The sequence below is a fragment of the Paraglaciecola sp. 20A4 genome, assembly GCF_011378905.1.
GTDB lineage: Bacteria > Pseudomonadota > Gammaproteobacteria > Enterobacterales > Alteromonadaceae > Paraglaciecola.
On the sequence record NZ_WTPY01000008.1, the window covers coordinates 11,395 to 35,040 of the forward strand.

The following is a 23,646-nucleotide window of genomic DNA, read 5'->3' on the forward strand; positions in this document are numbered from 1 at the left end:
ACCATTAAAAAACGCGCCTTGAGCGCGTTTTTTTATAAGTGAATTTTACGTGATACGTTATTTAAAAAACAACTGGCTGAAAGGGTTCAAAAGTCGCGCTAAACCCGAAGTAAAATGTAACGGCTTATCTACCATGGTAAAAACCAAACACCCTTCGTCGGCCTCAGAGAAAGGCATGTGTTTGTTACTGCTATCCATAATAGTAAAATCACCACAATCGTAGTCGGCTAATCCATCACTAAACTGCCCATCAATAACCAGTGTAAACTCAGAGCCTTTGTGGGTGTGCTCAGGTACACGACCGCCTTTTTCCATATAAATAAAGTTAGCTTGACCGTCCTGTCCTAAATCCACCGGTGCCTGCCATAATTTACCCACCAGACGAGACCAATTACCGGTTTTCTGAGTATATCTAGCCAAGGCTCTGGGCAGGGCGAATTGACGGCCGTCGAGTTCAAGTGGGCAATTGACCGGCTGGACGTCTATCGGTTCAAAATCAGTGCCCTGCATAATCTGTAACATCATATCGTTGAGATCTTTATTAACATCAACGCCGGGTGTTTGAATTGTCCGCGATAATTCTTTTACACTTATATCTTCTTGCGCTTGCATTGTTAATGCCTGACAACGAGGGCACATATCAACATGGGCTGAAATGATCAGGGCTAAATTAACTGGACATGTGCCTTCAGCAAAAGCTTGAATATGTGCCAATTCAGGATGGAAATTAATCATTATCTTTTAACATCTCTTTTAAACGCTGTAAGGCAAGGCGTGTTCGCGATTTGACGGTACCAAGGGGGATGGACAATTCGTCTGCCACTTCTTGTTGGGATTTACCTTCCACGTAAATAGCCTCGATCACAGCACGCTGTTTCTCTGGCAGTGCACCAAACAACTTACCGAGTTCTTGCAACGTGACTTGCTCGTCGAGGGGGACTTCGTTAACGTCTGCGGTTTGTTCACAAAGAACAGGCCATAAATCATCTGCGCATATATCTTCTTTACGGTTACGTTGTTTACGCAGCATATCGAAACGGATATTTCGAGCGATAGTAAAAATCCAAGTCGACGGCGCGCCTTTCTCTGAATTAAATAGGTGAGATTTCTGCCATACATTCGACATCGTGTCTTGCACCAACTCCATAGCAAGCGCCTCGTTACCCATTTGCTTAAGAGCGTACGAACGAAGTCGAGGGGCAAAATAATTAAACACTTCTGCAAAGGAGCGTTTACAGCGCATTTGCCCTACTAATTCAAGATATGCTGACATTTCGTTAGCACACTCTTTCGGTACAACTGCATTTGAATGTTTTGTTTCCAAAGGGATTCCGACAAGCATCACTTTTCACCTGTATTAACGATTACAGTTTATACACGCTTAGTTGTGAAAAAGATCATTTGACCAATTGTGTCAAAAAATCGATCGTTTTAACATAGTCCCTTTGCTGAATAAATTGCTGTTTTTGTTCGGCTGAAACAGGCAGAAGTTCTAGCCATCGATGAACCACCCAAATTGGATCGTCAAAATGAGTTTCTGGATACATCTCTTGAATCTCGGGGTACTTATTAAATATATCGACTAAGCGCTGCTGCACCAAAGAAATATCAGTTTCCGGTTCTAGCTGCCATGCAGGAAGCCATGAACATTGTCCGATCTGTAGGCCATCTTTTTCCGTTTCAATGTGTTGAATGGAAAAGCAACGATCACCTTCTACTGTTATCCCAAGTAAACCATCGTTCAATATATCAAAGTCAATAACCTTAACGTGGGTGCCAACATGATGAATGTGTTCATTTCGAGATTTATCCCCTTTGGCATTTAACATGCAAATACCGAAGCCCGACTGGGCAGCACATGCCTCTTTCACCATACGGATATAACGCGGTTCAAAAATGCGCAGTGCCATACGCCCTTGGGGTAAAATGTGTGCTGATAAAGGGAATAAAGGTAATGTAAACATATTCAAGTGTATTACTCAGGTGGTAGATATGGATTGGTACGTGATCATCACTATTTAGATCTGTGACCATTGGAAATCATTCAAATGATGATCTAAAAACCCGTTTATACGTTAAAAATCATAGTAACTTTATAATGACCGTCAACATATAACGAGTGCGACCCTATGGAAGCAGTAGAACGTTTCGTAAACTTTTATAAAAAACTAGATACCCAATCCCTTACAGAACTCGCGGATCTTTACAGCGCAGACATTGTTTTTGTCGACCCAGTAAAGGAACATCGAGGCTTACCAAATGTACGACATTACTTTGCTCAACTACTGGAAAATGTTAGTCAATGCTCGTTTGACATTCAACAAGTAGATGAATTTGATTCCCGCGCAGTGATTACGTGGGTAATGCATTTTAGTCATCCCAAGCTAAACGCGGGCAAAAACATCAGTGTGCAAGGCATTAGCCAAGTGGCGCTTACAGAGAATAAAATTTGTTATCAACGGGATTATTATGATTTAGGCAGCATGTGTTATGAACACATACCGCTTCTTGGCTCGGTTATCAGATACCTTAAAGGACGATTAGCGTCATGAAACAAATTTTAATCACTGGTGCAACGTCAGGTATCGGCGAAGGATTCGCCAAGCTTGCTGCTGATAGGCACTATAACGTCATTGCTTGCGGCCGCAATAAAGAAAAACTCACTGAGCTCGAAACTAGCCACTCGTTATCAACCCTTAATTTTGATGTCACCGACCAACAGCAAACTCTAGATGCATTAAGTAATGTGCAAGCTGATATATATGTTCTCAACGCTGGCGTTTGCGAATACGTTGATATTGATACATTTGATCCAGATATGTTTAAAAGAGTTTTTGAAGCGAACTTTTTTGGCGTTGTTAATTGTATCAATGCTTTATTACCTAATTTAGTAGCGGGTAACCAACTCGTTATCGTCGACAGTATGGCTAGGTTGCTACCCTTTACGCAGAGCCAAGTATATGGCGCCAGTAAAGCGGCTTTACATTACCTGACCAAAACAATGGAAGTTGATTTAGCCGCCAAAGGCATAATGGTGCAGAGTGTTTCACCGGGTTTTGTAGAAACGCCCTTGACCAATAAAAACGATTTCGATATGCCTATGCGAATTTCCGTTGATGAAGCAGTGGCGAGTTTACTTAAGGGCATTGAGAAGCGTTCGAAAAATATTTATTTCCCTATGATGTTTGGCGTAATACTTCGCGTGTTATCACGACTACCCAGCTCGATAAAAGTCGCGCTAAGTAAGAAAATGAAAAATAACAAACAGGAAGCGGACAAAGATGTCTAAGCGAATTGCCATTATTGGCAGCGGAATTTCAGGATTAACATGTGGCCACTTGCTGCACACGAAACACGACATTACCATTTTTGAAGCCAACGATTACATCGGTGGGCACACTGCCACAAAAGACGTCATGGTTAATGGCCGCGAATATGCTATCGATACGGGTTTTATCGTTTACAACGATTGGACGTACCCCAACTTTATAAAGTTGATGGACAGCCTAAAAGTGAAGAGTCAGCCCAGCGAAATGAGTTTCAGTGTCAAAAATACGGCTCTGAATTTAGAATATAACGGAAATACACTTAATAGTTTATTTGCTCAACGGCGCAATCTATTTCGACCTTTATTTTGGCGTATCGTAAAAGATATTTTACGTTTCAATAAGCTGTGTAAAGCACAAGACTTAGCCAACATAAACGCTCAGCAAACCTTGTTTGGCTTTCTAACCGAACATCATTTCAGCGACGCGTTTATTTATAATTATATATTACCGATGTGCGCGGCAATTTGGTCTACCAGTGTTGAAGACATAAAAGCATTCCCTTTTATATTTTTCTTACGATTCTTTAATAATCACGGTTTACTCAACATCACAGACCGTCCTCAATGGTATACCCTTATTGGCGGCTCAAGAGAGTATATTGCGCCCTTATCGAGAGGTTTTAACAATAAAATTCGCTTAAGCACGCCGGTTACACACGTAACGAAAATGGAGTCTGGCTATCAAGTGAATTGGCATGAGGGCAGTGAACAGTTCGATGAGATTATTTTTGCTTGCCATAGTGATCAGGCTCTAGGCATGCTTGATAACGCTAAAATTCCCCAGCGGGAGCTTGTAGCTAATATACTTGGCCAAATAAAATACATTCCTAATGACGTTATTTTGCACACTGACAGTAGTGTATTACCTAAACGTAAGCTCGCCTGGGCCAGTTGGAACTATTCGATCCCTAATGAACGCGAAGCCCATCACTCACCTGCGATACTGACTTACAATATGAATATCTTGCAGTGCCTTAAATCAGATACCACTTTTTGCGTAACACTCAATAATCGCAGAGGTATCGCCGAAGATGCAATATTAGGGACTTACCAATATGCCCATCCTCAATTTAATGAAGCCGCTATCAATGCGCAGTCTCGTCGACATGAAATTTCCGCTGTAGACGGACTGCATTTTTGTGGTGCATATTGGTATAACGGCTTCCATGAAGATGGTGTGCGTAGCGCATTAGACGTATGCCAGCATTTTGGTGAAACCTTGTAATGCAAAGTGCTATGTATAAAGGTCGGGTGTTTCACGCTCGCCACTACCCTAAAAAGAATTCGTTTAACTACGATATTTTTCTTATGTGGTTAAAACTTGATGAGTTGAGTGAAATTGAAAAAAAAGTGCGTTTTTTCTCATCCTCACATTGGGCCCCCTTGCGTTACAAACGCCAAGATTATCTGGGTGATAAAACGGAATCACTCGAGAAAAGTGTCCTCGCGCGGATGAGCGAATTAGCAGGAAAGCAACTTGCTGGTGACGTATACCTACTTGGGCAAGTACGCACGTTTGGTTTGTATTTTAGCCCCGTCAATTTCTATTACTTACGTCAACCAGACGGTCATTACAGCCATATGTTGGCTGAAGTCAGCAATACCCCGTGGAATGAACGGCATCACTACTTAGTAGACTTAAATGACCAACAGGATTCACAAAAAGCATTCCATGTTTCCCCCTTTAACCCCTTGGATATGCAGTATAAATGGGAGGTTATGCAACCGGGTAACAAACTCAAATTAACACTCAAATGTGTCAAAGAGATCACGCATTTAGACACAGGTTTGAATTTAACGCGTATTGAACTGAACTCTGGCTCAGTATTTCGCGTACTAGTATCAATCCCTAGCATGGCCATTAAGACCGTAATCGGTATTTATTGGCAGGCAATAAAACTATTTTTAAAACGTGTGCCCTTTTACGCGCACGCAACACAAGGTAAGAAGTAGTATGGTTAACAGCGAACAGACCCTCCAAGAAGTTAATTCACTTTCTTGGCAAGACAAAATCAGCCGCCAAATCATGTTGAAAATTTTTGCCAGTTTGCCCGAAGGCGAAATGGTCATAAAAGAAAATGGCGTGTTAGTCGATGTATTCGGCGAAAAAGGCTCTGACTTACATGCCGAAATCAACTTCCTAGACTTGCGTTCATACCGCCGTTTGCTATTTGGTGGCAGCGTCGCCTCAGGCGAAACATACAGCGAAGGTATGTGGATTACACCAAATCTAACCAATGTAATTCGAATTTTCGCCCGCAACTTGCCGATGCTTGACCGCTGGGAAGGTAAAATGGAGTGGTTAGCTTTGCCGCTTCGCAAGATCAGTCATTTTGCACGGCGTAACTCCACTAGCCAAGCAAAGAAGAATATTGCGGATCATTACGATTTGGGCAACAAGTTATATACCCGATTTTTAGATGACAGCATGATGTACTCATCGGCAATTTACCCGCACAAAGACGCCAACCTTAGCGAGGCACAGCAATATAAACTGAAAACCATATGTGACAAGTTGCAACTTACAGCAAACGATCATTTATTAGAAATAGGCACCGGATGGGGTGGGCTGGCGGTTTATGCGGCTAAAAATTATGGCTGCAAAGTGACCACAACCACGATTTCTGAAGAACAATACGCGTTTGCCCAACAGTGGGTTGAACGTGAAAACTTACAACAACAAATAACCCTTTTGAAAAAAGACTATCGGTTATTAGAAGGCCAATACGACAAGTTGGTTTCAATTGAGATGATTGAAGCGGTAGGTAAAGATTATTTGCCTACCTTTTTTCAGCAATGCTCTAAGCTCTTAAAGAAAGACGGCGTTATGTTGCTCCAGTCAATAACCATCAGTGATCAGCGCTTGAACAGTTATGCCAAAAGCGTTGATTTCATTCAAAAACATATATTCCCAGGTGGATTTTTACCGTCTCAGTTGTTGATCAATGAGCACCTTAAGAAACACACCGACATGATGATCCGCGATCTTCATGATATTGGATTAGACTATGCAAAAACCCTACAACATTGGCATCAAGCATTTAACAGTAACATTGATGTGCTAGCCCAAGATGGTTACGACGAACGCTTTAGTAATATGTGGCGCTACTATCTTAGCTACTGCGAAGGCGGTTTTTTAGAGCGTACCATTAGCACCGTGCAACTGGTACTAAGTAAACCTGCTTATTGCGCCCCGTTAAGCCGCTAACATGAAGCCAAGCATCCGCTGTATCGTATTGTTGTTAATTCTGTGCTCATCGGTAGCGCAAAGTTCGGCACTGACCCGGGAGATGCAGCCGATAGGAAGCGCCAAGTTATCGGTGTTTTTATGGGATATATATCACTCTACGTTATATAGCGCTGACGGTACTTATAGGGAGAATCAACGACCTCTGGCGCTACAAATTACTTATTTACGAGATATCGATGCAGACGATCTTTTAGCTTCAACCTCGGACGAATGGGACAAGCTCGGCATTGCCCGTGAAGTTTATCGGCCTTGGTTGACGCAACTCGCTCGTATATGGCCCGACATCAAGGAACAAGATGAGTTTTTATTTTTAATCAATGACGACCACAGTGGTGCGTTTTATGTAAATCAAAAACCGGTGGGTAGCATCACAGATAAAGATTTTTCAGCGAGTTTTATACGTATATGGTTAGACCCCAATGGTAGCTACCCAAAACTGCGCAAGCAATTAATCGGTCAGGCAAAATAGGACACAATTATGCACACCCTAAAAGCTCTTTCACTATCCGCTAGTGTAGTGTTGTTAAGCGCTTGTAGTACCGCTATTGATGAATATCGAGGCACGACACCGGCCTTTTCACTCAAAGACTACTTCGATGGCCAGTTATCAGCTTGGGGTATAGTTCAAGACTATTCAGGTAAACTCACTCGGCGATTCTGCGTCGATATCACAGCAACCTGGCAAGGCAATAATGGCCAGCTTGATGAATCATTTTATTTCAATGATGGTTCCCGTCAAACACGGATATGGAACGTCACTGTAGATGATAATGGCGCCGTAACAGGCAGTGCATCGGATGTAGTGGGTCAAGCGAGTGGCGCATCACAAGGCAGCGCCTTTAACTGGAAATACACCTTAACCGTTCCCATTGACGGCACCGAATACGACTTCGCGATTGATGACTGGATGTACGCTTTAGACGATAACCGTATGATGAATCGTTCATACATGAAAAAATTCGGTGTGACCGTTGCTGAATTTTCAATCTTTTTTGATAAGAGCGCAGATGTACCCTTATGCGGTTCTTAAATCTACTCTAGGCTTAGGGCCTAACGTACTGCGCAAAAAAAAGCGACCTGTGGGTCGCCTTGATTTTTGTCAATAAATAAGCGCTTATTCTAACACGGATATAGGCTCTGACACTTTCGCTTTACCCTGCTTAATGGCAATCTCGACACGCCTGTTACTGCTGCGCGCTTGTGCATTATCTTCGCCCAATAAGGGGGCCGTATCCGCTTTACCCACAACCGACATACGACTTTCATTAAAACCAGGCGCTTTGCGTAACTCTTCAGCCACGGCAACCGCACGTTGCGCCGACAAGTCCCAATTAGAACGATATAGCTCGTTAGAAATCACCATACTGTCGCTGTGACCTGATATTTCAATATCACCTGGCATATCAGCCAGTATGGTACCTATCTTACGCAGGATAGGTCGAAATTGAGGTTGTAAAAATGCTGAACCGGCAGAGAAAGAACCATTTTCGCGAATACGAATAATGAGCTGCTGCCCTAATGATTCCATTTCAATTGCTCCGTCGAGAATTTCTTTTTCCAGTTGCTGTGCAACCTTCTTCAATTTCTCGTTGGCTTCTTCTTGGCTTGCTTTACTTTTCGCGCTTGCTTCTTCGCTAGCGGTTTGCTGAGCGGCACCGCCTTTTTGTTCACCACGTTGCTTTTGACGTCCACCAGCCGAGTCTTCATTGCCGGCTTGAAACTCTAACATTTGCTGGGTCATTTCAATGGTTTGCTGCTGAATTGTCTCAATTGGCGTCGGATCTGGGCGCCCTGGTCTAAATTCCATGGCAATAACACTTGTACCTTTGGGAATGTCTTTCACTTCAATTTTGTTCTGCACACCAAAAGCAAACTTCATCGAACCGGCAATTTGCTTAAATTTTAGTACATCCATTTCTGAGAATGACAGCAGCAAAACGAAGAAACACATCAATAAAGACATTAAATCTGCAAATGTCCCCATCCATGCAGGTAGACCTTCGGGGGGACATTTTGGGCATTCGTCTTCCATGACTTATGCGTCTTCCGTGGCGCTGCCGCGTTTACTGGCAGCTAAATAACTTTTGAGTATTCCTTCGATAACTCTAGGGTTTTGCCCGTCCGCTATCCCAATTATTCCGTCTAGGATAAGACTTTGATTGAGCTTTTCTTCGACTGCACGATTACCCAGTTTTTCTGCAATGGGTAAACATACCACGTTCGCTAATACTGCCCCGTAAAGAGTGGTTAAAAGCGCAACGGCCATTGCCGGCCCGATTGATTTGGGATCATCCATGTTTGATAACATGGCAACCAAACCAATTAGCGTACCAATCATGCCCATTGCAGGCGCCACATCACCTAAGCCTTTAAAGATGGTAGCACCGAATTCGTGGCGCTCAGTCGTCATTGAAATATCTTTGCCTAATGTTGCCCGCACGACATCGACATCGTGCCCATCAACCAGCATATCGACACCTTTTTGCATAAATTCATTTTCAATTTGGGCTTCTTCTAACGCTAAGAAACCACCTTTGCGTGCTGCATCGGCCATTTCAACAATTTTTTCGATTTGAGATTCAGGTGATTCTATTTTGAACATAAAGGCTTTACCGGCAATTTTACCCGCACCAAAAAACTGCCCTAAGGTAAACTGAGATAACACCACGAATAAACTACCGCACACGACGATTAAAATAGAGGGTACGTTAAAAAACATCCCCAAATCACCGCCTAGCACCATGGCCATGATCACGAAACCAAACGCGCCGATCATGCCGATAAGGGTTGCTAAATCCACATTGTACTCCCATCAAAAAAGTGTGTTACGTGAAATAAAAAATGGCCTAGCTATAAAACGCCTGCTTTTAATTAGCAAATAACAGGATATATATTTAGCTTATTGACTTGGTTAATCATTTTATCGACTAAGTTGAAATAATCTATAGTCCTTAGGTACAAATCCTTTGTAGTGTAGCCTGAAATATCATCATCATGTTGAGATAAGTATTTAATCATAAGAGAAATAGTTTTAACGGTTCACGCTCTGAAGTATGAAAAAGGTTTGACCACTATTTACCCCTCAGGTAAGGTGCGCTCAACTCGTAAAAGAGCAATACACAATAGAAGCGGACACTATGACCAGTCGTAAAAAAACCGAAAACCTTAGCTTTGAAGAGTCGATGCAAGAGCTCGATAGTATCGTCAATCAAATGGAAGAAGGTGAGCTAAGTTTAGAAGATGCCCTAGGGCGTTTTGAGCGAGGCATTCAATTAGCCCGTCACAGCCAAAGTAAACTAAAACAAGCCGAACAGAAAGTTCAAATACTAATGGGTCAAGATGAGCAATCTATGCTGGTCGACTTCGATCCCTCCAATACCCAAGACTAATGACTTTTGAGACTCAACAAAAACGTGTTCATCAACACGTAGACGCCTTACTGCAAGCACAAATATCAGCTTTGGGAGACCACGCCCCAACGCTAAAAAATGCCATACAATATGCACTGCTGATGGGCGGCAAACGTATGCGACCGTTTTTGGTGTATGCCGTTGGCGAAGCTTTAGGAATTCAAGAAGCAGACTTAGATGCGCCCGCACTTGCACTGGAATGCATTCATGCCTATTCCCTAGTGCATGATGACTTACCAGCGATGGACGACGACGATTTGCGTCGCGGTCACCCAACCTGCCATATTCAATTTGACGAAGCCAACGCTATATTAGCGGGCGATGCCTTGCAAACATTAGCCTTTGAGATTATTAGCCACTATCCGTTGTCAGTATTTGCTAATCAACAACGTATTGAGTTGGTTAAAATACTCAGTCGTGCTTCTGGCTATTCAGGGATGTGCGGTGGGCAGGCAATTGATCTAGATTCAACTAATAAACGTATTAGCCAGTCACAGTTAGAATTATTACATAGCAAGAAAACCGGTGCGTTAATTTTAGCCGCCGTTGAAATGGCTTGTACGTTAAGTACTGATATAACTGATCAGAGCAAAGAATTGTTTCGTCAATATGCCCAAACCATAGGTCTAGCATTTCAAGTACAAGACGATATTTTAGATGTTATTGGTGATTCGGAAACCTTAGGTAAGCCCCAAGGTTCCGACCAAGAACAAAATAAAAGCACCTACCCTGCATTGCTTGGTATAGAAGGGGCTCAGCGTTATCTAAGTGAACTTCACCAAGAAGCGCTTCAAGCTTTGCTAGCTTTACCCTACAATACACAGGTGTTGAGATCCTTTACCGATTTCGTCATTCATCGTAATTACTGATTACGAACGATACATCATCATCAAATAATAATAGTAGAAACGAACCTAATGACCCTGGATTTAGCCCACTACCCTCTTCTGGCTTTGGCGGATACCCCCAAGCAATTGCGCGAGTTACCGCAAGACAAACTAAAGCAAGTTTCCAAAGAATTACGTCAATATTTACTTACCAGCGTAAGCCAAAGTAGTGGTCATTTTGCGTCCGGATTAGGCACAGTCGAATTAACTGTGGCGTTGCATTACGTTTACAACACCCCATTTGACCGTTTGATCTGGGATGTGGGCCATCAGGCTTATCCTCACAAGATTTTAACGGGACGTCGCGAGCGTATGCCTAGCATACGGCAGAAAAACGGCTTACACCCTTTCCCATGGCCAAATGAAAGTGAATACGACACCTTTGCTGTCGGTCACTCATCAACGTCTATCAGCGCAGCGGTAGGCATGGCTGTAGCCGCTGAGAAAGAAGCCTTAGGCCGAAAAGTAGTAGCGGTTATCGGCGATGGTGCAATGACAGCCGGAATGGCATTCGAAGCCCTTAATCATGGCGGTGACATAGACAAAGACATGTTGGTTATCTTAAACGATAACGAAATGTCGATTTCAGAAAACGTCGGGGCATTAAACAGCCATTTGGCTCGATTGCTAACAGGCAACTTCTTTAACTCTATTCGTGATGGCGGTAAAAAACTGCTCAGCACCGTTCCACCAATCAAAGAATTTGCTAGCCGAGCAGAAGAACATATTAAGGGCATGGTTGTGCCTGGCACCATCTTTGAAGAATTAGGTTTTAACTATATTGGCCCAATAGATGGCCATGATGTAAACGGCGTGGTCGAGACACTGAAAAACATGCGCAATATCAAAGGCGCTCAAATCCTGCACGTCGTGACCAAAAAAGGCAAAGGCTACGAACTGGCCGAAAAAGATCCTATTAAATTTCATGCCGTGCCTAAATTTAATCCATCGGCTGATGGATTGCCAAAAGCGGCACCGAGCGATCCGACTTACTCCAGCATATTTGGTCGTTGGTTGTGTGACATGGCACAGCAAGATCCTAATCTAATGGCAGTCACCCCAGCAATGCGCGAAGGTTCTGGCATGGTTGAGTTTTCGCAAAAATATCCTAAGCAATATTTTGATGTAGCCATCGCTGAACAACACGCGGTGACGTTTGCCGCCGGCCTTGCCAAAGAAGGTCAAAATGCCGTTGTGGCCATATATTCAACCTTTTTACAGCGTGCATATGACCAACTAATCCATGATGTTGCGTTACAGAATCTGCCTGTTTTGTTTGCAATTGACCGAGCGGGTTTAGTTGGTGCTGATGGCCCAACACACCAAGGCGCATTTGATATTCCATTTTTACGCTGCATACCTAATATGGTGATCATGGCTCCAGCTGATGAGAATGAATGTCGTCAAATGCTCTACACTGGTCACAAATTGAATAAGCCCGCAGCCGTTAGATACCCTCGAGGTTCAGGCACTGGGGTAAAACCAGACGTTGAGATGCATGCCTTAGAAATAGGCAAGAGTAGATCTATTCGTCAAGGACAAAAAATAGCGATTTTGAATTTTGGTGCATTACTTCCTTACGCGGAAAAAGCTGCTGAGGTACTAAACGCAACCGTTATCGATATGCGCTTTGTGAAACCGTTAGATACTGCCGCCGTTAGTCAGGCAGCAAAAGGCCATGAGCTGATTATGACCCTTGAAGATGGTGCCATAATGGGTGGCGCTGGCGGGGCGGTTGCCGAGTATCTGCTAAGCACAAAATACAGCTGCCGACTGTTGCAAATAGGCTTGCCTGATGAGTTTATTATGCAAGGTACGCAAACTGAGATGTATGCTGAATTAGGCATAGATGATGCGGGTATTATCGCCAAAGCTCAGGCATTTTTTAGCTAGGCGTTACGCACACCAACTGTCAACATCAAACAATCGTATCTAACGTTGCGCTAATAGCCTATCTAGGTTATTGGCGAACGCTTGTTTTTCTTTACTGCCGTAAGCACCTGGCCCACCTGTTTGTACGCCGCTGCTACGCATGGTGTCCATAAAATCACGAATATTCAATATGCTGCCAATACTCTCTTTGGTATATAGCTCACCCCTTGGATTTAGCGCCAAAGCACCTTTGGCTATCACTTCTGCTGCAAGGGGTATGTCAGCCGTAATGACCAAGTCATTGGCCACACATTGCTCAACAATATAATCATCTGCCACGTCAAAACCACTTTGTACTTGAATACTTGTAATATTCTTATCCGGTGGCACGGGTATATGTTGATTGGCCACTAGGGTCATTTCAATTTGTGTGCGCTGGGCGGCCTTAAATAAAATTTGTTTCACAAGAACCGGACAAGCGTCCGCATCAACCCAAATTTTCATGGTGTTCCTTAATCGAAATATAGATAGAGTTGGAATTCGTGCCGCTGTGTGAAATAAAGAATTTATCAGCGCTTTATTCCCATTGTGACAACAATACGCAATACAGCCGCACGCAATGTAAACCGATTACAACCAGCCAAAATAAAGCGTGAGATGCATCAAAATTAGCGCAAAAAAGCCTGCTAATACATCGTCAATCATAATGCCGAATCCGCCATGCACGCGCGCATCCAGATAACTGATTGGCCAAGGTTTAAGAATATCAAATAGCCGAAACAGCGCGAAGCCTAACAATAAACTCTGCCAGCTTAATGGCACAGCAATCATGGTGATAAGTAAACCGGCAATTTCGTCCCACACGATGGATGAATCATCATGCACCATCATGTCTTTCGCCGTTTTACCGCATAACCAAATACCCGCGATTGAGGCAACAAACGTAACCAGTAAATAACCGCTTAGTGAGGTGCTGTAGGCTAATAGGCAAACGAGTGGAATGGCCGCTAGGGTGCCAAATGTACCGGGGGCCTTGGGCGCTAAACCGCTACCAAAGCCCAATGCTAAAAAGTGCACTGGGTTAGCTAACGATACGCGTTTACGAATATGCCTGTCCATTATGCTCGCTTGGCGTTATTACATGGTTCTGACTCGCTAAAGTGCTCAAAACCGGTTTGATTATAGGCGTAGCTTTCGTCATCAATTTTCAAATCGACTTTGCCCACAGCCCCATTAATTTGACCGATGCAAGTAGCCGTTACATTGCTACACGCCAACACGCGATCAACACTGTTCTTCTGCTCTTCGCTGACGGTAAAGAGCAGCTCGTAGTCATCACCGGCACTTAATGCGTAGTGAAAAGCACTGTCTCTATCTACTGATTCTAGCATGGCGCTCGACAAAGGAAGTTTGTCCAGTTGCAAACACGCACCACACTGGGACGCATTTAGAATATGTTTGATATCAGCCAGCAAGCCATCGGATATATCAATACAGGCATTTGCTACGCGACGTAGGCTCGTTCCTGCGAAGACTCTAGCCGTTGGGTAATGTAAACGATTAAGCAAATATTCCCGGTGCTGGGGGTTTTCAACAGCGGTTTTATTTAACAGTATATCAAGTCCTAAACCGGCATCACCAAGGGTGCCTGTTACATACACAAAATCACCGGGCTGAGCGCCAGAGCGTTTTAGGGCTTGGCCAGCGGTAACAAAACCTTGCGCGGTAATCGTAATGGCCAGCGGGCCTTGTACGGTATCGCCGCCAATTAGTTGCACTGAATAGAACTCAGTTAATTCTTTAAAGCCATCAGAAAAAGCTTTCAGCCACTGCTCATCCACGTTCGGAATAGACAATGACAAACTTAACCAAGCTGGCTCAGCGCCCATGGCAGCCAAATCGCTTAAATTAACTGAAATCGCTTTTTGCGCGATCGCTCTAGGAGATGCATCAGGTAAAAAGTGCACACCGCTGATGAGGGTATCAGTTGTAGTAGCTAATGCTTGTCCAGCAGGTATCTGGGTAAGGGCACAATCATCGCCGATGCCCAACAACACATCCTTGCGCTGAAAACTAACATCACGAAAATAGGTATCGATTAACGAAAATTCTTTCACATTAATATTTTAAAAACTCTCAGATTTAAAGGGGCTCACAATTGTGCAACCCCTTCAAATATAACGCTCTTTTATGACAACTCGTGTTTACGAAGGGTCTTGATTGCTTTATCTAGTACGCCATTTACAAACTTATGGCTTTCTTCTGCACCAAACGATTTAGCCAGTTCAATGGCTTCATTGATAACAACCTTATAGGGTACATCAATGCGTTCAACCAGTTCATAAGTTGCCAGTCTTAAAATTGCTTTTTCAACGGGATCAAGCTCTTCAGGCAAACGCCCCAGGTAAGGCTTAATTTTAGCGTCTAACTCAGCCGTTTTACGCACTACGGCACGTAACAACTCTAGAAAATACTCAGTATCGACCTCTTTCATATCATTGCTAGTAACGATACTTAGCTCTATTTGGTCGAGTGGATTCTTAGACATCTGCCAAGAGTATACGGCTTGAACCGCAAGTTCTCTTGCTTTACGACGAGCTGCTGGTTTCACCTACTTTGCCCCTTCGATATTGGCCATTACGTTAACCATTTCCAGTGCACCTAATGCAGCTTCAGCGCCTTTGTTACCGGCTTTTGTACCAGAACGTTCAATTGCTTGCTCGATACTGTCGGTGGTAATAACACCAAAAGAAACAGGAATACCATACTCAAGTGAAACCTGAGCAAGACCTTTATTACACTCGCCAGCCACAAATTCAAAGTGTGGTGTGCCGCCTCGGATAACCGCGCCTAGCGCGATAATGGCATCAAACGTGCCTTTCTCAGCTAATTTTTTAGCGGCAATAGGTAACTCATAAGCACCAGGAACACGCACCAAAGTGATATCTTGGTCGTTGACCTCACCGTGACGCTCTAGAGTATCTAGTGCACCATCAACCAAACTTTCAACTACAAAACTGTTGAAACGTGACACAACTATCGCAAATTTTTTGCCTGTTGCGCGAATATTACCTTCAATGACATTCATGCTTAATGAGCCTTAACTATAAAAAATGGCGCGTATAATAGCACATAGCAATTTGATCCCAAACAGCTTAATGCAGTGATTATAAAAAGCCCATTTTTGTGTAATAAAAACAAACAACGCCTGACAGTCAGGCGTTGTTTAGTAAATGATTAACGTAAAAGAAGTTAATCGACGTATTCAACGACTTCTAGGCCGTAACCTGATAAAGCGTGATATTTCTTAGGTCGACTCAGCAAGCGCATTTCTTTCACCCCAAGGCTGGCCAAAATCTGACTCCCTACCCCGACAGTACGAGAAGTACCACTCCACGCTTCCCCAACGGGTTTTTCACCGTTATCTTCCGCTTGAAATTGCGTGACTTGGGTCAACAAATCTTCGTCTTTGCCCAGCAATACCAACACACCACCTTCGTCAGCAATACGCTTGAGTGCTTGAGGTAAGTCCATGCTGCGCTCTATGGCACGTTGTGAGCCTAGTAAATCACTTAACGTATTGTGCAAATGTACGCGGACCAAGGTGGGCTTATCAGAGTTAATTTCGCCTTTGCACAAAGCGAAGTGAACTAGATTGTCGATCGAGTCTTTATAGGTCACTAAGTCGAACTCACCATACTCAGTAGGTAGCTTGCACTTTGCTACCTGCTCGATGGTGGTTTCGTTTAAGTTACGATATTCAATCAAATCCGCGATAGTACCGATTTTAAGATCATGCTTTTTAGCAAACTCTTTTAGTTCGGGCCCCCGGGCCATAGTGCCATCTTCGTTTAGTATCTCGACAATAACAGAAGCGGGCTCTAAACCAGCTAACCGCGGTAAATCAACACCGGCTTCTGTATGCCCAGCGCGATTCAATACACCGCCTTCTTTAGCAATCAAGGGGAATATATGGCCAGGCTGTACAATATCATTTGCGGTGGCGTCGGTTGCAACAGCCGCCAAGATAGTACGCGCACGGTCCGCCGCAGATATTCCCGTGGTAACGCCTTCTCGGGCTTCAATAGACACGGTGAAATTAGTCGAGAACTGAGCACCGTTATTATCGACCATTAAGGGCAAATTTAAACGCTGACAACGCTCGGCGGTCATAGGTAAACACACCAAACCTCGCGCATGGGTCACCATAAAATTGATGTCTTGGGGGGTTACGTGCTCGGCGGCCATAATTAAATCGCCTTCGTTTTCACGGTCTTCGTCATCCATCAAGATAACCATTTTTCCAAGACGAATGTCTTCAATAATTTCTGCTGTTGTGTTCATTGACATAATATTGTGATTCTTTCTTGTTGATTCTTAGGGTTAAGCAGTTAACTGCGTATGTAATTGTGTGCTACAAACACACTACTTGTCCTTCAGCATGTTTGTTAACGCAAATAGCCATTCTCCGCTAAAAACGCCATGCTGATATCTGATTTTTGTTGACCTGATTCAGCGGCTTTGTCGCCAAGCATCAAGCGTTCAAGGTAACGCGCAACCACATCCACTTCTAAATTGATCTTGGTGCCTTTTTTGTAACCACCAATAATGGTTTCTTGCAGACTGTGAGGAATAAGCGTGATCAAGAATTTAGCGCCGTCGACTGCGTTAACGGTCAAGCTCACACCATCAACGGTTATTGAGCCTTTCTCTGCTAAATAGCGAGCTAACTCAGGAGGTGCTTGAACCCATATTTCAACGTAACGTCCAACAGGGTTGATTGATTGTACTTCGCCCACTCCATCAACGTGACCGCTGACGATATGCCCGCCAAAACGAGATGTCGGTAACATGGCTTTTTCCAAATTGACTTTACTGCCTGCTTTATAGCTGGCAAAACCGCTGCGCTTAATGGTCTCGTGAGATACATCCGCACTGAACCCGCTGGGGCTCATATCTACCACGGTCAAACATACACCGTTGTTGGAAATACTGTCGCCTAACACCACATCAGACATATCCAGTTTATTCACCCGAATACTGAGGCGAATATCATCGCCGGTTGGCGTTAAGGATTCAATGTGCCCAACATCTTCTATTATTCCGGTAAACATATTGTTTTTTCACTTATCTTAAATGTGCTACTTAACGTAAACATACCGATCATTCTAGCTAAACGCAGTCTCGTCGGTATGGGTGCAAATTTATTTGAAGTACGCCGTCAGCTTTAAATCAGGCCCCACTTGACGAACATCTTGCCATTGTAATGCAAAAGCTTGCTGCATTTGGGTTAATTCGTCCACCGCAAATAAATCACGGCCTTTATCCCCTAATAATTTGGGCGCTTGGTACAAAATCAATTCATCGATTAATTTATTCTGCAATAACGCCCCTGCTAGCTTGGCACCGGCCTCTACCCAAATATGGTTAAAACCACGCTGACCAAGGTGTTGCATCACATTATGTAAGTCGAGCTGAGCTCCATTTGATAGCGCCTGATATTGCTCCACATGGGCAGGAAACACACCCCTATTTGGCTGGCTATTTATAATCACAATGGGAGACGATAAGCTAAATAAATGTAAATCAGGGTGCATTTGATTGCGCCCGTCCAGCAAAATGCGGGTGGGCTGGCGAAGTTCGTCTGCTGAAATGTCCTTGCTGGCATAACCCAACTCGCTGTGACGTACATTTAACGAAGGATTATCCGCTAACACTGTGCCCGAGCCTGACAGAATAGCGCAGCTCTTAGCGCGATGTCGCTGCACGTCTTGGCGCGCCAACGGACCTGTTATCCATTGGCTTAGGCCATTATTAAGGGCGGTTTTTCCGTCCAGGCTGGATGCCAATTTAACAGTAATGTAGGGTTGCCCTGTTTGCATGCGCTTAATAAAGCCACGGTTAAGCGCTATAGCTGCGCTTTCAAGCAAACCACTGCTAACATCAACACCAGCGTCGCTTAACGTTTTAAGGCCACTACCTGCCACCAATGGATTCGGGTCAACCATGGCCGCAACAACACGTTTAATGCCGGCTTTTAATAATGCTTGGGAACAGGGACCTGTGCGGCCGTGATGATTACAAGGCTCTAACGTGACATACGCTGTAGCACCTTGTGACTTGTCGCCCGCTTGGGCAAGCGCATGAATTTCAGCATGCGGCGTTCCAGCTTTTTGATGCCAACCTTGGCCAATAATGTCGCCTTCAGGGCGGGTAATAACACACCCCACATTAGGGTTTGGCGACGTCGTATATTGGCCTTTTTCAGCCAAGCGTATGGCCAAAGCCATCATTTTCGCGTCATGGGCAGAGAACTGATTCACGCTAAAACCTTTTAAATTCAATCTACTAAAAGTGAATACTCACGTAGCGAGTTAGTCACCTAATCGGGCAATTTCTTCGCCGAACTCACGGATATCTTCGAACGAGCGATACACAGAGGCAAAGCGCACGTAAGCCACTTTATCTAGCTCTTTCAGTGCGTCCATAATCAAGTTACCAAGATACTCGCTGGTAATTTCACGCTCGCCCGTGGCACGCATAGATGACTTAAGCCGACTAATGCATTGCTCCACTTGCTCGGTGCTAACCGGACGTTTTTCAAGGGCGCGTTGTAGGCCAGCCCGCAGTTTGTCTTCGTTAAATGGCTCACGCGAACCATCACGCTTGACCACACGAGGCATCACCAACTCAGCCATTTCAAAGGTCGTAAAACGCTCTTTACATATAGTACATTCACGACGACGGCGCACTTGATGCCCGTCGGCGACTAAGCGAGAGTCAATCACCTTGGTTTCTTGGACAGAACAGAAGGGACAAAACATAACGTTCTCTTGTACGGTAAATTTCCCCGTAAACTAACAAAAAAACGCTTAAGTTGATAGGTTTAGGCGCAGTAAAAACAGGCTAAAGGTAAATCATCCTAGGGCAGCCTTGAGCTAAACAACCTTAATAAATTACGCTAAATCCGGTATTGTTACTCACAATGCAGTTTGCTCCCATTTTCTTCAGTACGATGCAACCCTGTTTAGCTTGTTGCTGTGAGGAATAATAGCCCGCCTTGATGCGATAAAATGTTACGCCGGATAACTCTACTTCTTGATAAATTGCCTGCATATCATCTAGCTCAGGTGAATAGGTCTTCTGCAATGTGCGCCAAGATTGTTTTATCTTACTCTTATCCGTCACAGCAGTAAGTTGAAGGGTGTACTGGCCCATCGCCGGGGTAACCGTGGGTTTCACCACGTTAGTATCTACCGCCGTAGTTACAACAGTCGGATTATCAATTTCGTCAACGTCAGTTTCAAATGTTGCATCGGTCATAGCATCGACCGTAAGCATTTTATTAGCAACTCCGTTCTTTGCTATCGCCATGTTAAGATCATCGGCATTAGATTCTACATTGTCCTCAGCAGCTAATGATATCTGTGATTCAGTGTCAGTCGTGGCGACATTTTGAGCTTCTTGCATTTCTGCAGCTTCAGCAATTTGGGTTAATTGTGAAATAAGGGCTTTTAACTCCGGTTCGAGTGCAGCAAGCCTTTGCAGACTCGGTTTCATCTGTTCAAACTCCGCCATTTTTGCGTGAAATTCTTCTGCGCTTAGGCCGCTTGGTGCCTCTGCGACCTTGGGTTGACTATGCGTAGCGCACCCACCTAGCAATAATATGCAAATACCGCCTAACAATATATTTTTTGCATTAAAACCAATTAACTTAATTATTTTCATTTTTGGTGTCTCTTAAAAAGCTTAAATATCAAACGTAAACGGCGCAACATTGCATGAAATATTCTTGGCAGCAAATCGTGCACAAACGGCATTGGCGTGGGCTTGCTTAGGATAAAAAGCAACATTTAGTGTGTATTTTTCATCACCCTCAGGTTTGTAATAAAATGGTTTAGGGTCAACGACATACACACCTTTTTTAATCAGTATCTGCCAAAATGCTTTAAGTATTTTAAGTGAATTAAACTCACCAATAGACACCACATACCCCTCTGCGGCTTCACGTTCTTGCAAGGTAAAATCAGCACCATTAACAATTTCACCCGCGCTAGCCAAGCTGACTTCGACGGCTTTACCCGCACGCAAATTCTTTTTGTCTAAATAGCTACCGTCAATACGCATTTTATAATCATCAGGCAATAAGTCGGTAAATAAATAATATCCATCAAATTCTGTCACCGTACTTTTTACTTCATTACCTTTGCTATCGAACAAGCGTATAGGCGCATAGGTGGCAACCTCTTCATCACCACTGGCATTGCTAACGTAAACAACGCCCTCTAACTCGCCTGACTGCACCACAGGAAAGTCCAGCACATCGAGGTGCCCAGCTCTAGGCGTAACCGATACGCCTGGAATCGCATTAACTAAGAAGGGATCTTCAAGGCTTCGCCTATCTAACACGATATCGGTTCGCACGTTATTGGTCATACTGCTAAGCATAGCGACACCTGTTTCGTCAGTAGTGCCATGTCGATAATTTTGCAGTGCTTTTATTTTCGCGTTCTCGATTAACGGTTCATCGGTATCAAACTGACCATTTAAGTTTAAATCTTCAAACACCCTCACCGCCATAGCGCCACTGCTTGCCATTGAACTGCGGTTCATAAAGAATTGCTCGCCAAGAGGGTCGTAACCGAAACTGAAGCGCATGTTTAAGCCAATCGACCAATCACCGTCTTTGTCATATTCAGTGTCGGCAGTGAAGTAAAACAAGTTATGCTGCCAGTTTAAGCCTAACTTTGCTCGGTAATCATCAAGCTGCGGATAGTAGATAATTTCAAGTTGGCTTTGCAGCTCAGTCGTCAACGGCATGTATAGTTCTGTGCTGACTTGCTCTAACTGAGACGTAGGTTTAACAGAATAAATTGCATTTAAGCGCGTAAAAACGCGGCCAAAGCTTTTTTGTAACCTCAAAGTACCGCTAAATACCTCGTCTGTAAGTCCCTCATCTTCGGTCTTAAGCCAATTCAGTTCATGAGACACATAAAGTAAGCGACTATTAATAGATAACTGATTAGAAAATAAATCGCTGCTTAAACCATCTTCGAGCGTGGTATGACGCCATTCATTTTGGTAGTTCACCCCAAAACTATTCGCTTTGTACAGCTCACCTGACATATTTAAAGCGAATTGCTGATATAACTGGGTATCATCTAAGTTGGTTTGTTCATCATGTATTTGCTTGTCTGTGAATAACACACTTCGTTCGTCCATGTAATAATCAGCGCTTAACGCAGTATCACCGATGCGAGTACGAGCGCCAAATTCAGCTTGAGTTTGTTGGTCTTGATTAATTTGCACGATGCCGTCGAGTAACACCCGATCAAACAGAGCTAAATTGGTGCCTAAAGAGAAGTATTGCTGATCTTCTCCTTCGTCTGCTAATAATGAAGACACACCGGCATTTAAGGAAAACCAATCGGTAATACCACGGTTATACACGCCCGAGAATAAGATGCCGGGGTCTTGTGCTGTGCTAACAGTAGAAATCCCAAACAGTGACTCCCCAACATCAGCAATTGAAAAGCGATATTGCCCCTCGCCTTGCTCTACCGAGTTAGTGGTAATAAAATATTGCTCAGTTTTACTTTCGATTTGCCCTTGCGGGCCGTACATAATTAATTCGAACTGGTTATCACCAAATAGTAGATCAACATCGTTAAACTCATAACGGCCGTTTTGTAGGCTCATTTGTTGATCAACTAATATGCCATTACGGTATAACTCAACGTCCCACCCCAATTGGATATCACCAGTTAAGTTAATAGTTTTATTGTCATTAATTTGCGCGAGCTTGCTATTTGTCAAACTAAAGCCACGACTTTGAGAAGCGGTAGCGCCTATACCGACATTTACAGGGGTGATATCACCAAATTGCACTTGGGTGGCATTTAGCGGACCGAGTAAATCCCCATCCAATGATTCCTTTGACAACGTTAAGCGTAGATCGCTGAGTTCGTCACTATCGCTGCCTGCGACAAAAAATTGACTGTTTAAGTATGCAAAATCATGACTACCTAAAACAGAGTATCGAGCGCTGTCCCGATCGGGAGCAATGGTAGTGGCTAGTTGCACATCAATTAACGGGGCGGTTATCGCTTGGTAATTTGATTCCAGCATAGGTAGCACAGCTTCACCTCGACCTGAGCTTTGATTCACGCGGCGGCTCTGGCGCGCTAGACGCTGTTCAATAGGTAACTTGGTATCTGAATCGATGAATAACTCTAAATTGGCAAAATCGAACTTAAATTCTAAGCCCATCCACTGGCTTATTGCAGCTGCTTCAACATAGATATCGCCATCATCGGTTAGGGTGTAATCTTGGCTACTAAGCTTATACTCTTGTCCATTTACTACGACTAAAATAGGTTTGCCTTGAGCTGAAGGCAGTTGTAAATCAAAGGTTTTGTCTTCGCGAATAAACCAACCTGACGCCCCTCCACTTTGGTCCGCGCTGTTTTCGGGCTCGACAAACTGAATAGCAAAATCAAGTGTCTCGAATAAGGTCATCAGGCTAACGTATGCTTGCTTGGCGCTTTTAATCGCGTACACATCAGCCAAATAAAGCTTACCAATGTTCAGCGACAGAAATAGCTCTTCACCTGGAGCAAAGCGCGACGACACAGCGCTCTTGTCCACTGTATTAAGTGCATTTGATTTGATTGGCTGCTGGTATTTTTTGTTTACGTCTTTGAGTAAAGCAATCAGCTTTTTATTCGACAGCGCCGAAGATAAGTTAGTCTTGCTCGTTGCTGAGGTTGTTTGGCTCAGTAGCGTAATCGCAATATAGGTAGATAAAACGCTAATAGCAGAGAAAGTACGTGGCATAAAGTTCCATTTCTAATTAACAGCAAATGGACTGCAAACAACGCGCCAAGTTATTCGTCGAAT

The 23,646-nt window shown here is 43.8% G+C and carries 26 protein-coding genes; 10 read left to right on the forward strand and 16 right to left on the reverse strand.

The window, feature by feature from the left end; all coding sequences use genetic code 11:
- Positions 1 to 57 precede the first annotated feature (57 nt).
- Genes GQS54_RS10200 through GQS54_RS10210 form a run of 3 tightly spaced genes read right to left on the reverse strand, consistent with a single transcriptional unit; the run spans position 58 to position 1,964 of the window.
- Complete coding sequence (locus GQS54_RS10200) at positions 58 to 735, reverse strand: ChrR family anti-sigma-E factor (RefSeq protein WP_166423890.1); 678 nt, start codon at positions 733 to 735, stop codon at positions 58 to 60.
- Positions 728 to 1,342: a sigma-70 family RNA polymerase sigma factor gene (locus GQS54_RS10205; protein ID WP_166423891.1), complete on the reverse strand. Its 615-nt coding sequence runs from the start codon at positions 1,340 to 1,342 to the stop codon at positions 728 to 730. The genes GQS54_RS10200 and GQS54_RS10205 overlap by 8 nt, the downstream gene beginning before the upstream one ends.
- 55 nt (positions 1,343 to 1,397) lie before the next feature.
- Positions 1,398 to 1,964: an LON peptidase substrate-binding domain-containing protein gene (locus tag GQS54_RS10210; protein ID WP_166424010.1), complete on the reverse strand. Its 567-nt coding sequence runs from the start codon at positions 1,962 to 1,964 to the stop codon at positions 1,398 to 1,400.
- 165 nt (positions 1,965 to 2,129) lie between these two features.
- Here GQS54_RS10210 and GQS54_RS10215 point away from each other — a divergent pair, with 165 nt between their 5' ends.
- From GQS54_RS10215 to GQS54_RS10245, 7 genes are read left to right on the forward strand one after another with little or no spacing between them, the layout of a single operon-like run.
- Complete coding sequence (locus tag GQS54_RS10215) at positions 2,130 to 2,552, forward strand: nuclear transport factor 2 family protein (RefSeq protein ID WP_166423892.1); 423 nt, start codon at positions 2,130 to 2,132, stop codon at positions 2,550 to 2,552.
- Positions 2,549 to 3,289, forward strand: coding sequence for an SDR family NAD(P)-dependent oxidoreductase (locus tag GQS54_RS10220; RefSeq protein ID WP_166423893.1), 741 nt, complete (start codon positions 2,549 to 2,551; stop codon positions 3,287 to 3,289). Before GQS54_RS10215 ends, GQS54_RS10220 begins: the two co-directional genes overlap by 4 nt.
- Complete coding sequence (locus tag GQS54_RS10225) at positions 3,282 to 4,553, forward strand: FAD-dependent oxidoreductase (protein WP_166423894.1); 1,272 nt, start codon at positions 3,282 to 3,284, stop codon at positions 4,551 to 4,553. Before GQS54_RS10220 ends, GQS54_RS10225 begins: the two co-directional genes overlap by 8 nt.
- The gene (locus GQS54_RS10230) at positions 4,553 to 5,281 is read left to right on the forward strand and encodes a DUF1365 domain-containing protein (RefSeq protein ID WP_166423895.1); all 729 of its coding nucleotides are present in this window, start codon (positions 4,553 to 4,555) and stop codon (positions 5,279 to 5,281) included. Before GQS54_RS10225 ends, GQS54_RS10230 begins: the two co-directional genes overlap by 1 nt.
- Before the next feature lies 1 nt (position 5,282).
- Positions 5,283 to 6,536: a cyclopropane-fatty-acyl-phospholipid synthase family protein gene (locus tag GQS54_RS10235; protein ID WP_166423896.1), complete on the forward strand. Its 1,254-nt coding sequence runs from the start codon at positions 5,283 to 5,285 to the stop codon at positions 6,534 to 6,536.
- Between the two features lies 1 nt (position 6,537).
- Positions 6,538 to 7,047, forward strand: a complete 510-nt coding sequence (locus GQS54_RS10240) for a chalcone isomerase family protein (protein WP_205967711.1) — start codon at positions 6,538 to 6,540, stop codon at positions 7,045 to 7,047.
- Between the two features lie 9 nt (positions 7,048 to 7,056).
- Complete coding sequence (locus GQS54_RS10245; protein ID WP_166423897.1) at positions 7,057 to 7,608, forward strand: DUF3833 domain-containing protein; 552 nt, start codon at positions 7,057 to 7,059, stop codon at positions 7,606 to 7,608.
- Between the two features lie 84 nt (positions 7,609 to 7,692).
- Here the strand turns inward: GQS54_RS10245 and GQS54_RS10250 are convergent, their stop codons facing one another.
- Together GQS54_RS10250 and pomA are read right to left on the reverse strand one after the other, a co-directional pair.
- Entirely contained in the window at positions 7,693 to 8,610 is a 918-nt protein-coding gene (locus tag GQS54_RS10250; protein ID WP_158769210.1) for a flagellar motor protein MotB, read from the reverse strand.
- A gap of 3 nt (positions 8,611 to 8,613) precedes the next feature.
- Positions 8,614 to 9,378, reverse strand: a complete 765-nt coding sequence (gene pomA / locus GQS54_RS10255) for a flagellar motor protein PomA (protein ID WP_166423898.1) — start codon at positions 9,376 to 9,378, stop codon at positions 8,614 to 8,616.
- A 337-nt stretch (positions 9,379 to 9,715) separates the two neighbouring features.
- On the opposite strand from pomA, the gene xseB reads away from it, so the two are divergent.
- Genes xseB through dxs form a run of 3 tightly spaced genes read left to right on the forward strand, consistent with a single transcriptional unit; the run spans position 9,716 to position 12,768 of the window.
- A complete protein-coding gene (gene xseB / locus GQS54_RS10260; RefSeq protein WP_166423899.1) occupies positions 9,716 to 9,967 on the forward strand; it encodes an exodeoxyribonuclease VII small subunit in 252 nt (83 codons plus the stop codon).
- Positions 9,967 to 10,857 (forward strand): (2E,6E)-farnesyl diphosphate synthase, encoded by an 891-nt coding sequence (gene ispA, locus GQS54_RS10265; protein ID WP_166423900.1) that lies wholly within the window; start codon positions 9,967 to 9,969, stop codon positions 10,855 to 10,857. Before xseB ends, ispA begins: the two co-directional genes overlap by 1 nt.
- A gap of 48 nt (positions 10,858 to 10,905) precedes the next feature.
- Positions 10,906 to 12,768 (forward strand): 1-deoxy-D-xylulose-5-phosphate synthase, encoded by a 1,863-nt coding sequence (gene dxs / locus GQS54_RS10270; protein WP_166423901.1) that lies wholly within the window; start codon positions 10,906 to 10,908, stop codon positions 12,766 to 12,768.
- A gap of 39 nt (positions 12,769 to 12,807) precedes the next feature.
- On the opposite strand, the gene GQS54_RS10275 is transcribed toward dxs, so the two are convergent.
- The 11 genes from GQS54_RS10275 to GQS54_RS10325 all read right to left on the reverse strand — a co-directional run bounded on the left by GQS54_RS10275 (position 12,808) and on the right by GQS54_RS10325 (position 23,583).
- Positions 12,808 to 13,251 (reverse strand): YaiI/YqxD family protein, encoded by a 444-nt coding sequence (locus tag GQS54_RS10275; RefSeq protein ID WP_158769205.1) that lies wholly within the window; start codon positions 13,249 to 13,251, stop codon positions 12,808 to 12,810.
- A 126-nt stretch (positions 13,252 to 13,377) separates the two neighbouring features.
- Positions 13,378 to 13,866: a phosphatidylglycerophosphatase A gene (locus GQS54_RS10280; protein WP_166423902.1), complete on the reverse strand. Its 489-nt coding sequence runs from the start codon at positions 13,864 to 13,866 to the stop codon at positions 13,378 to 13,380.
- Positions 13,866 to 14,864 carry a thiamine-phosphate kinase gene (thiL, locus tag GQS54_RS10285; RefSeq protein ID WP_166423903.1) on the reverse strand — a complete coding sequence of 333 codons (999 nt, stop codon included), beginning with the start codon at positions 14,862 to 14,864 and terminating at the stop codon, positions 13,866 to 13,868. The genes GQS54_RS10280 and thiL overlap by 1 nt, the downstream gene beginning before the upstream one ends.
- 71 nt (positions 14,865 to 14,935) lie before the next feature.
- Positions 14,936 to 15,358, reverse strand: a complete 423-nt coding sequence (gene nusB, locus GQS54_RS10290) for a transcription antitermination factor NusB (RefSeq protein WP_166423904.1) — start codon at positions 15,356 to 15,358, stop codon at positions 14,936 to 14,938.
- Positions 15,359 to 15,835, reverse strand: coding sequence for a 6,7-dimethyl-8-ribityllumazine synthase (gene ribE / locus GQS54_RS10295; protein ID WP_007107243.1), 477 nt, complete (start codon positions 15,833 to 15,835; stop codon positions 15,359 to 15,361). It lies immediately after the preceding gene.
- A gap of 164 nt (positions 15,836 to 15,999) precedes the next feature.
- A complete protein-coding gene (gene ribBA, locus GQS54_RS10300) occupies positions 16,000 to 17,097 on the reverse strand; it encodes a bifunctional 3,4-dihydroxy-2-butanone-4-phosphate synthase/GTP cyclohydrolase II (RefSeq protein ID WP_166423905.1) in 1,098 nt (365 codons plus the stop codon).
- A 98-nt stretch (positions 17,098 to 17,195) separates the two neighbouring features.
- Positions 17,196 to 17,861, reverse strand: coding sequence for a riboflavin synthase (locus GQS54_RS10305; RefSeq protein WP_166423906.1), 666 nt, complete (start codon positions 17,859 to 17,861; stop codon positions 17,196 to 17,198).
- A 90-nt stretch (positions 17,862 to 17,951) separates the two neighbouring features.
- A complete protein-coding gene (gene ribD / locus GQS54_RS10310; protein WP_166423907.1) occupies positions 17,952 to 19,070 on the reverse strand; it encodes a bifunctional diaminohydroxyphosphoribosylaminopyrimidine deaminase/5-amino-6-(5-phosphoribosylamino)uracil reductase RibD in 1,119 nt (372 codons plus the stop codon).
- A gap of 51 nt (positions 19,071 to 19,121) precedes the next feature.
- Positions 19,122 to 19,571 (reverse strand): transcriptional regulator NrdR, encoded by a 450-nt coding sequence (gene nrdR / locus GQS54_RS10315; RefSeq protein WP_166423908.1) that lies wholly within the window; start codon positions 19,569 to 19,571, stop codon positions 19,122 to 19,124.
- Positions 19,572 to 19,695: 124 nt separating this feature from the next.
- Positions 19,696 to 20,475 (reverse strand): SPOR domain-containing protein, encoded by a 780-nt coding sequence (locus GQS54_RS10320; protein WP_166423909.1) that lies wholly within the window; start codon positions 20,473 to 20,475, stop codon positions 19,696 to 19,698.
- A gap of 21 nt (positions 20,476 to 20,496) precedes the next feature.
- The gene (locus GQS54_RS10325) at positions 20,497 to 23,583 is read right to left on the reverse strand and encodes an SPOR domain-containing protein (RefSeq protein WP_166423910.1); all 3,087 of its coding nucleotides are present in this window, start codon (positions 23,581 to 23,583) and stop codon (positions 20,497 to 20,499) included.
- Positions 23,584 to 23,646 lie beyond the last annotated feature (63 nt).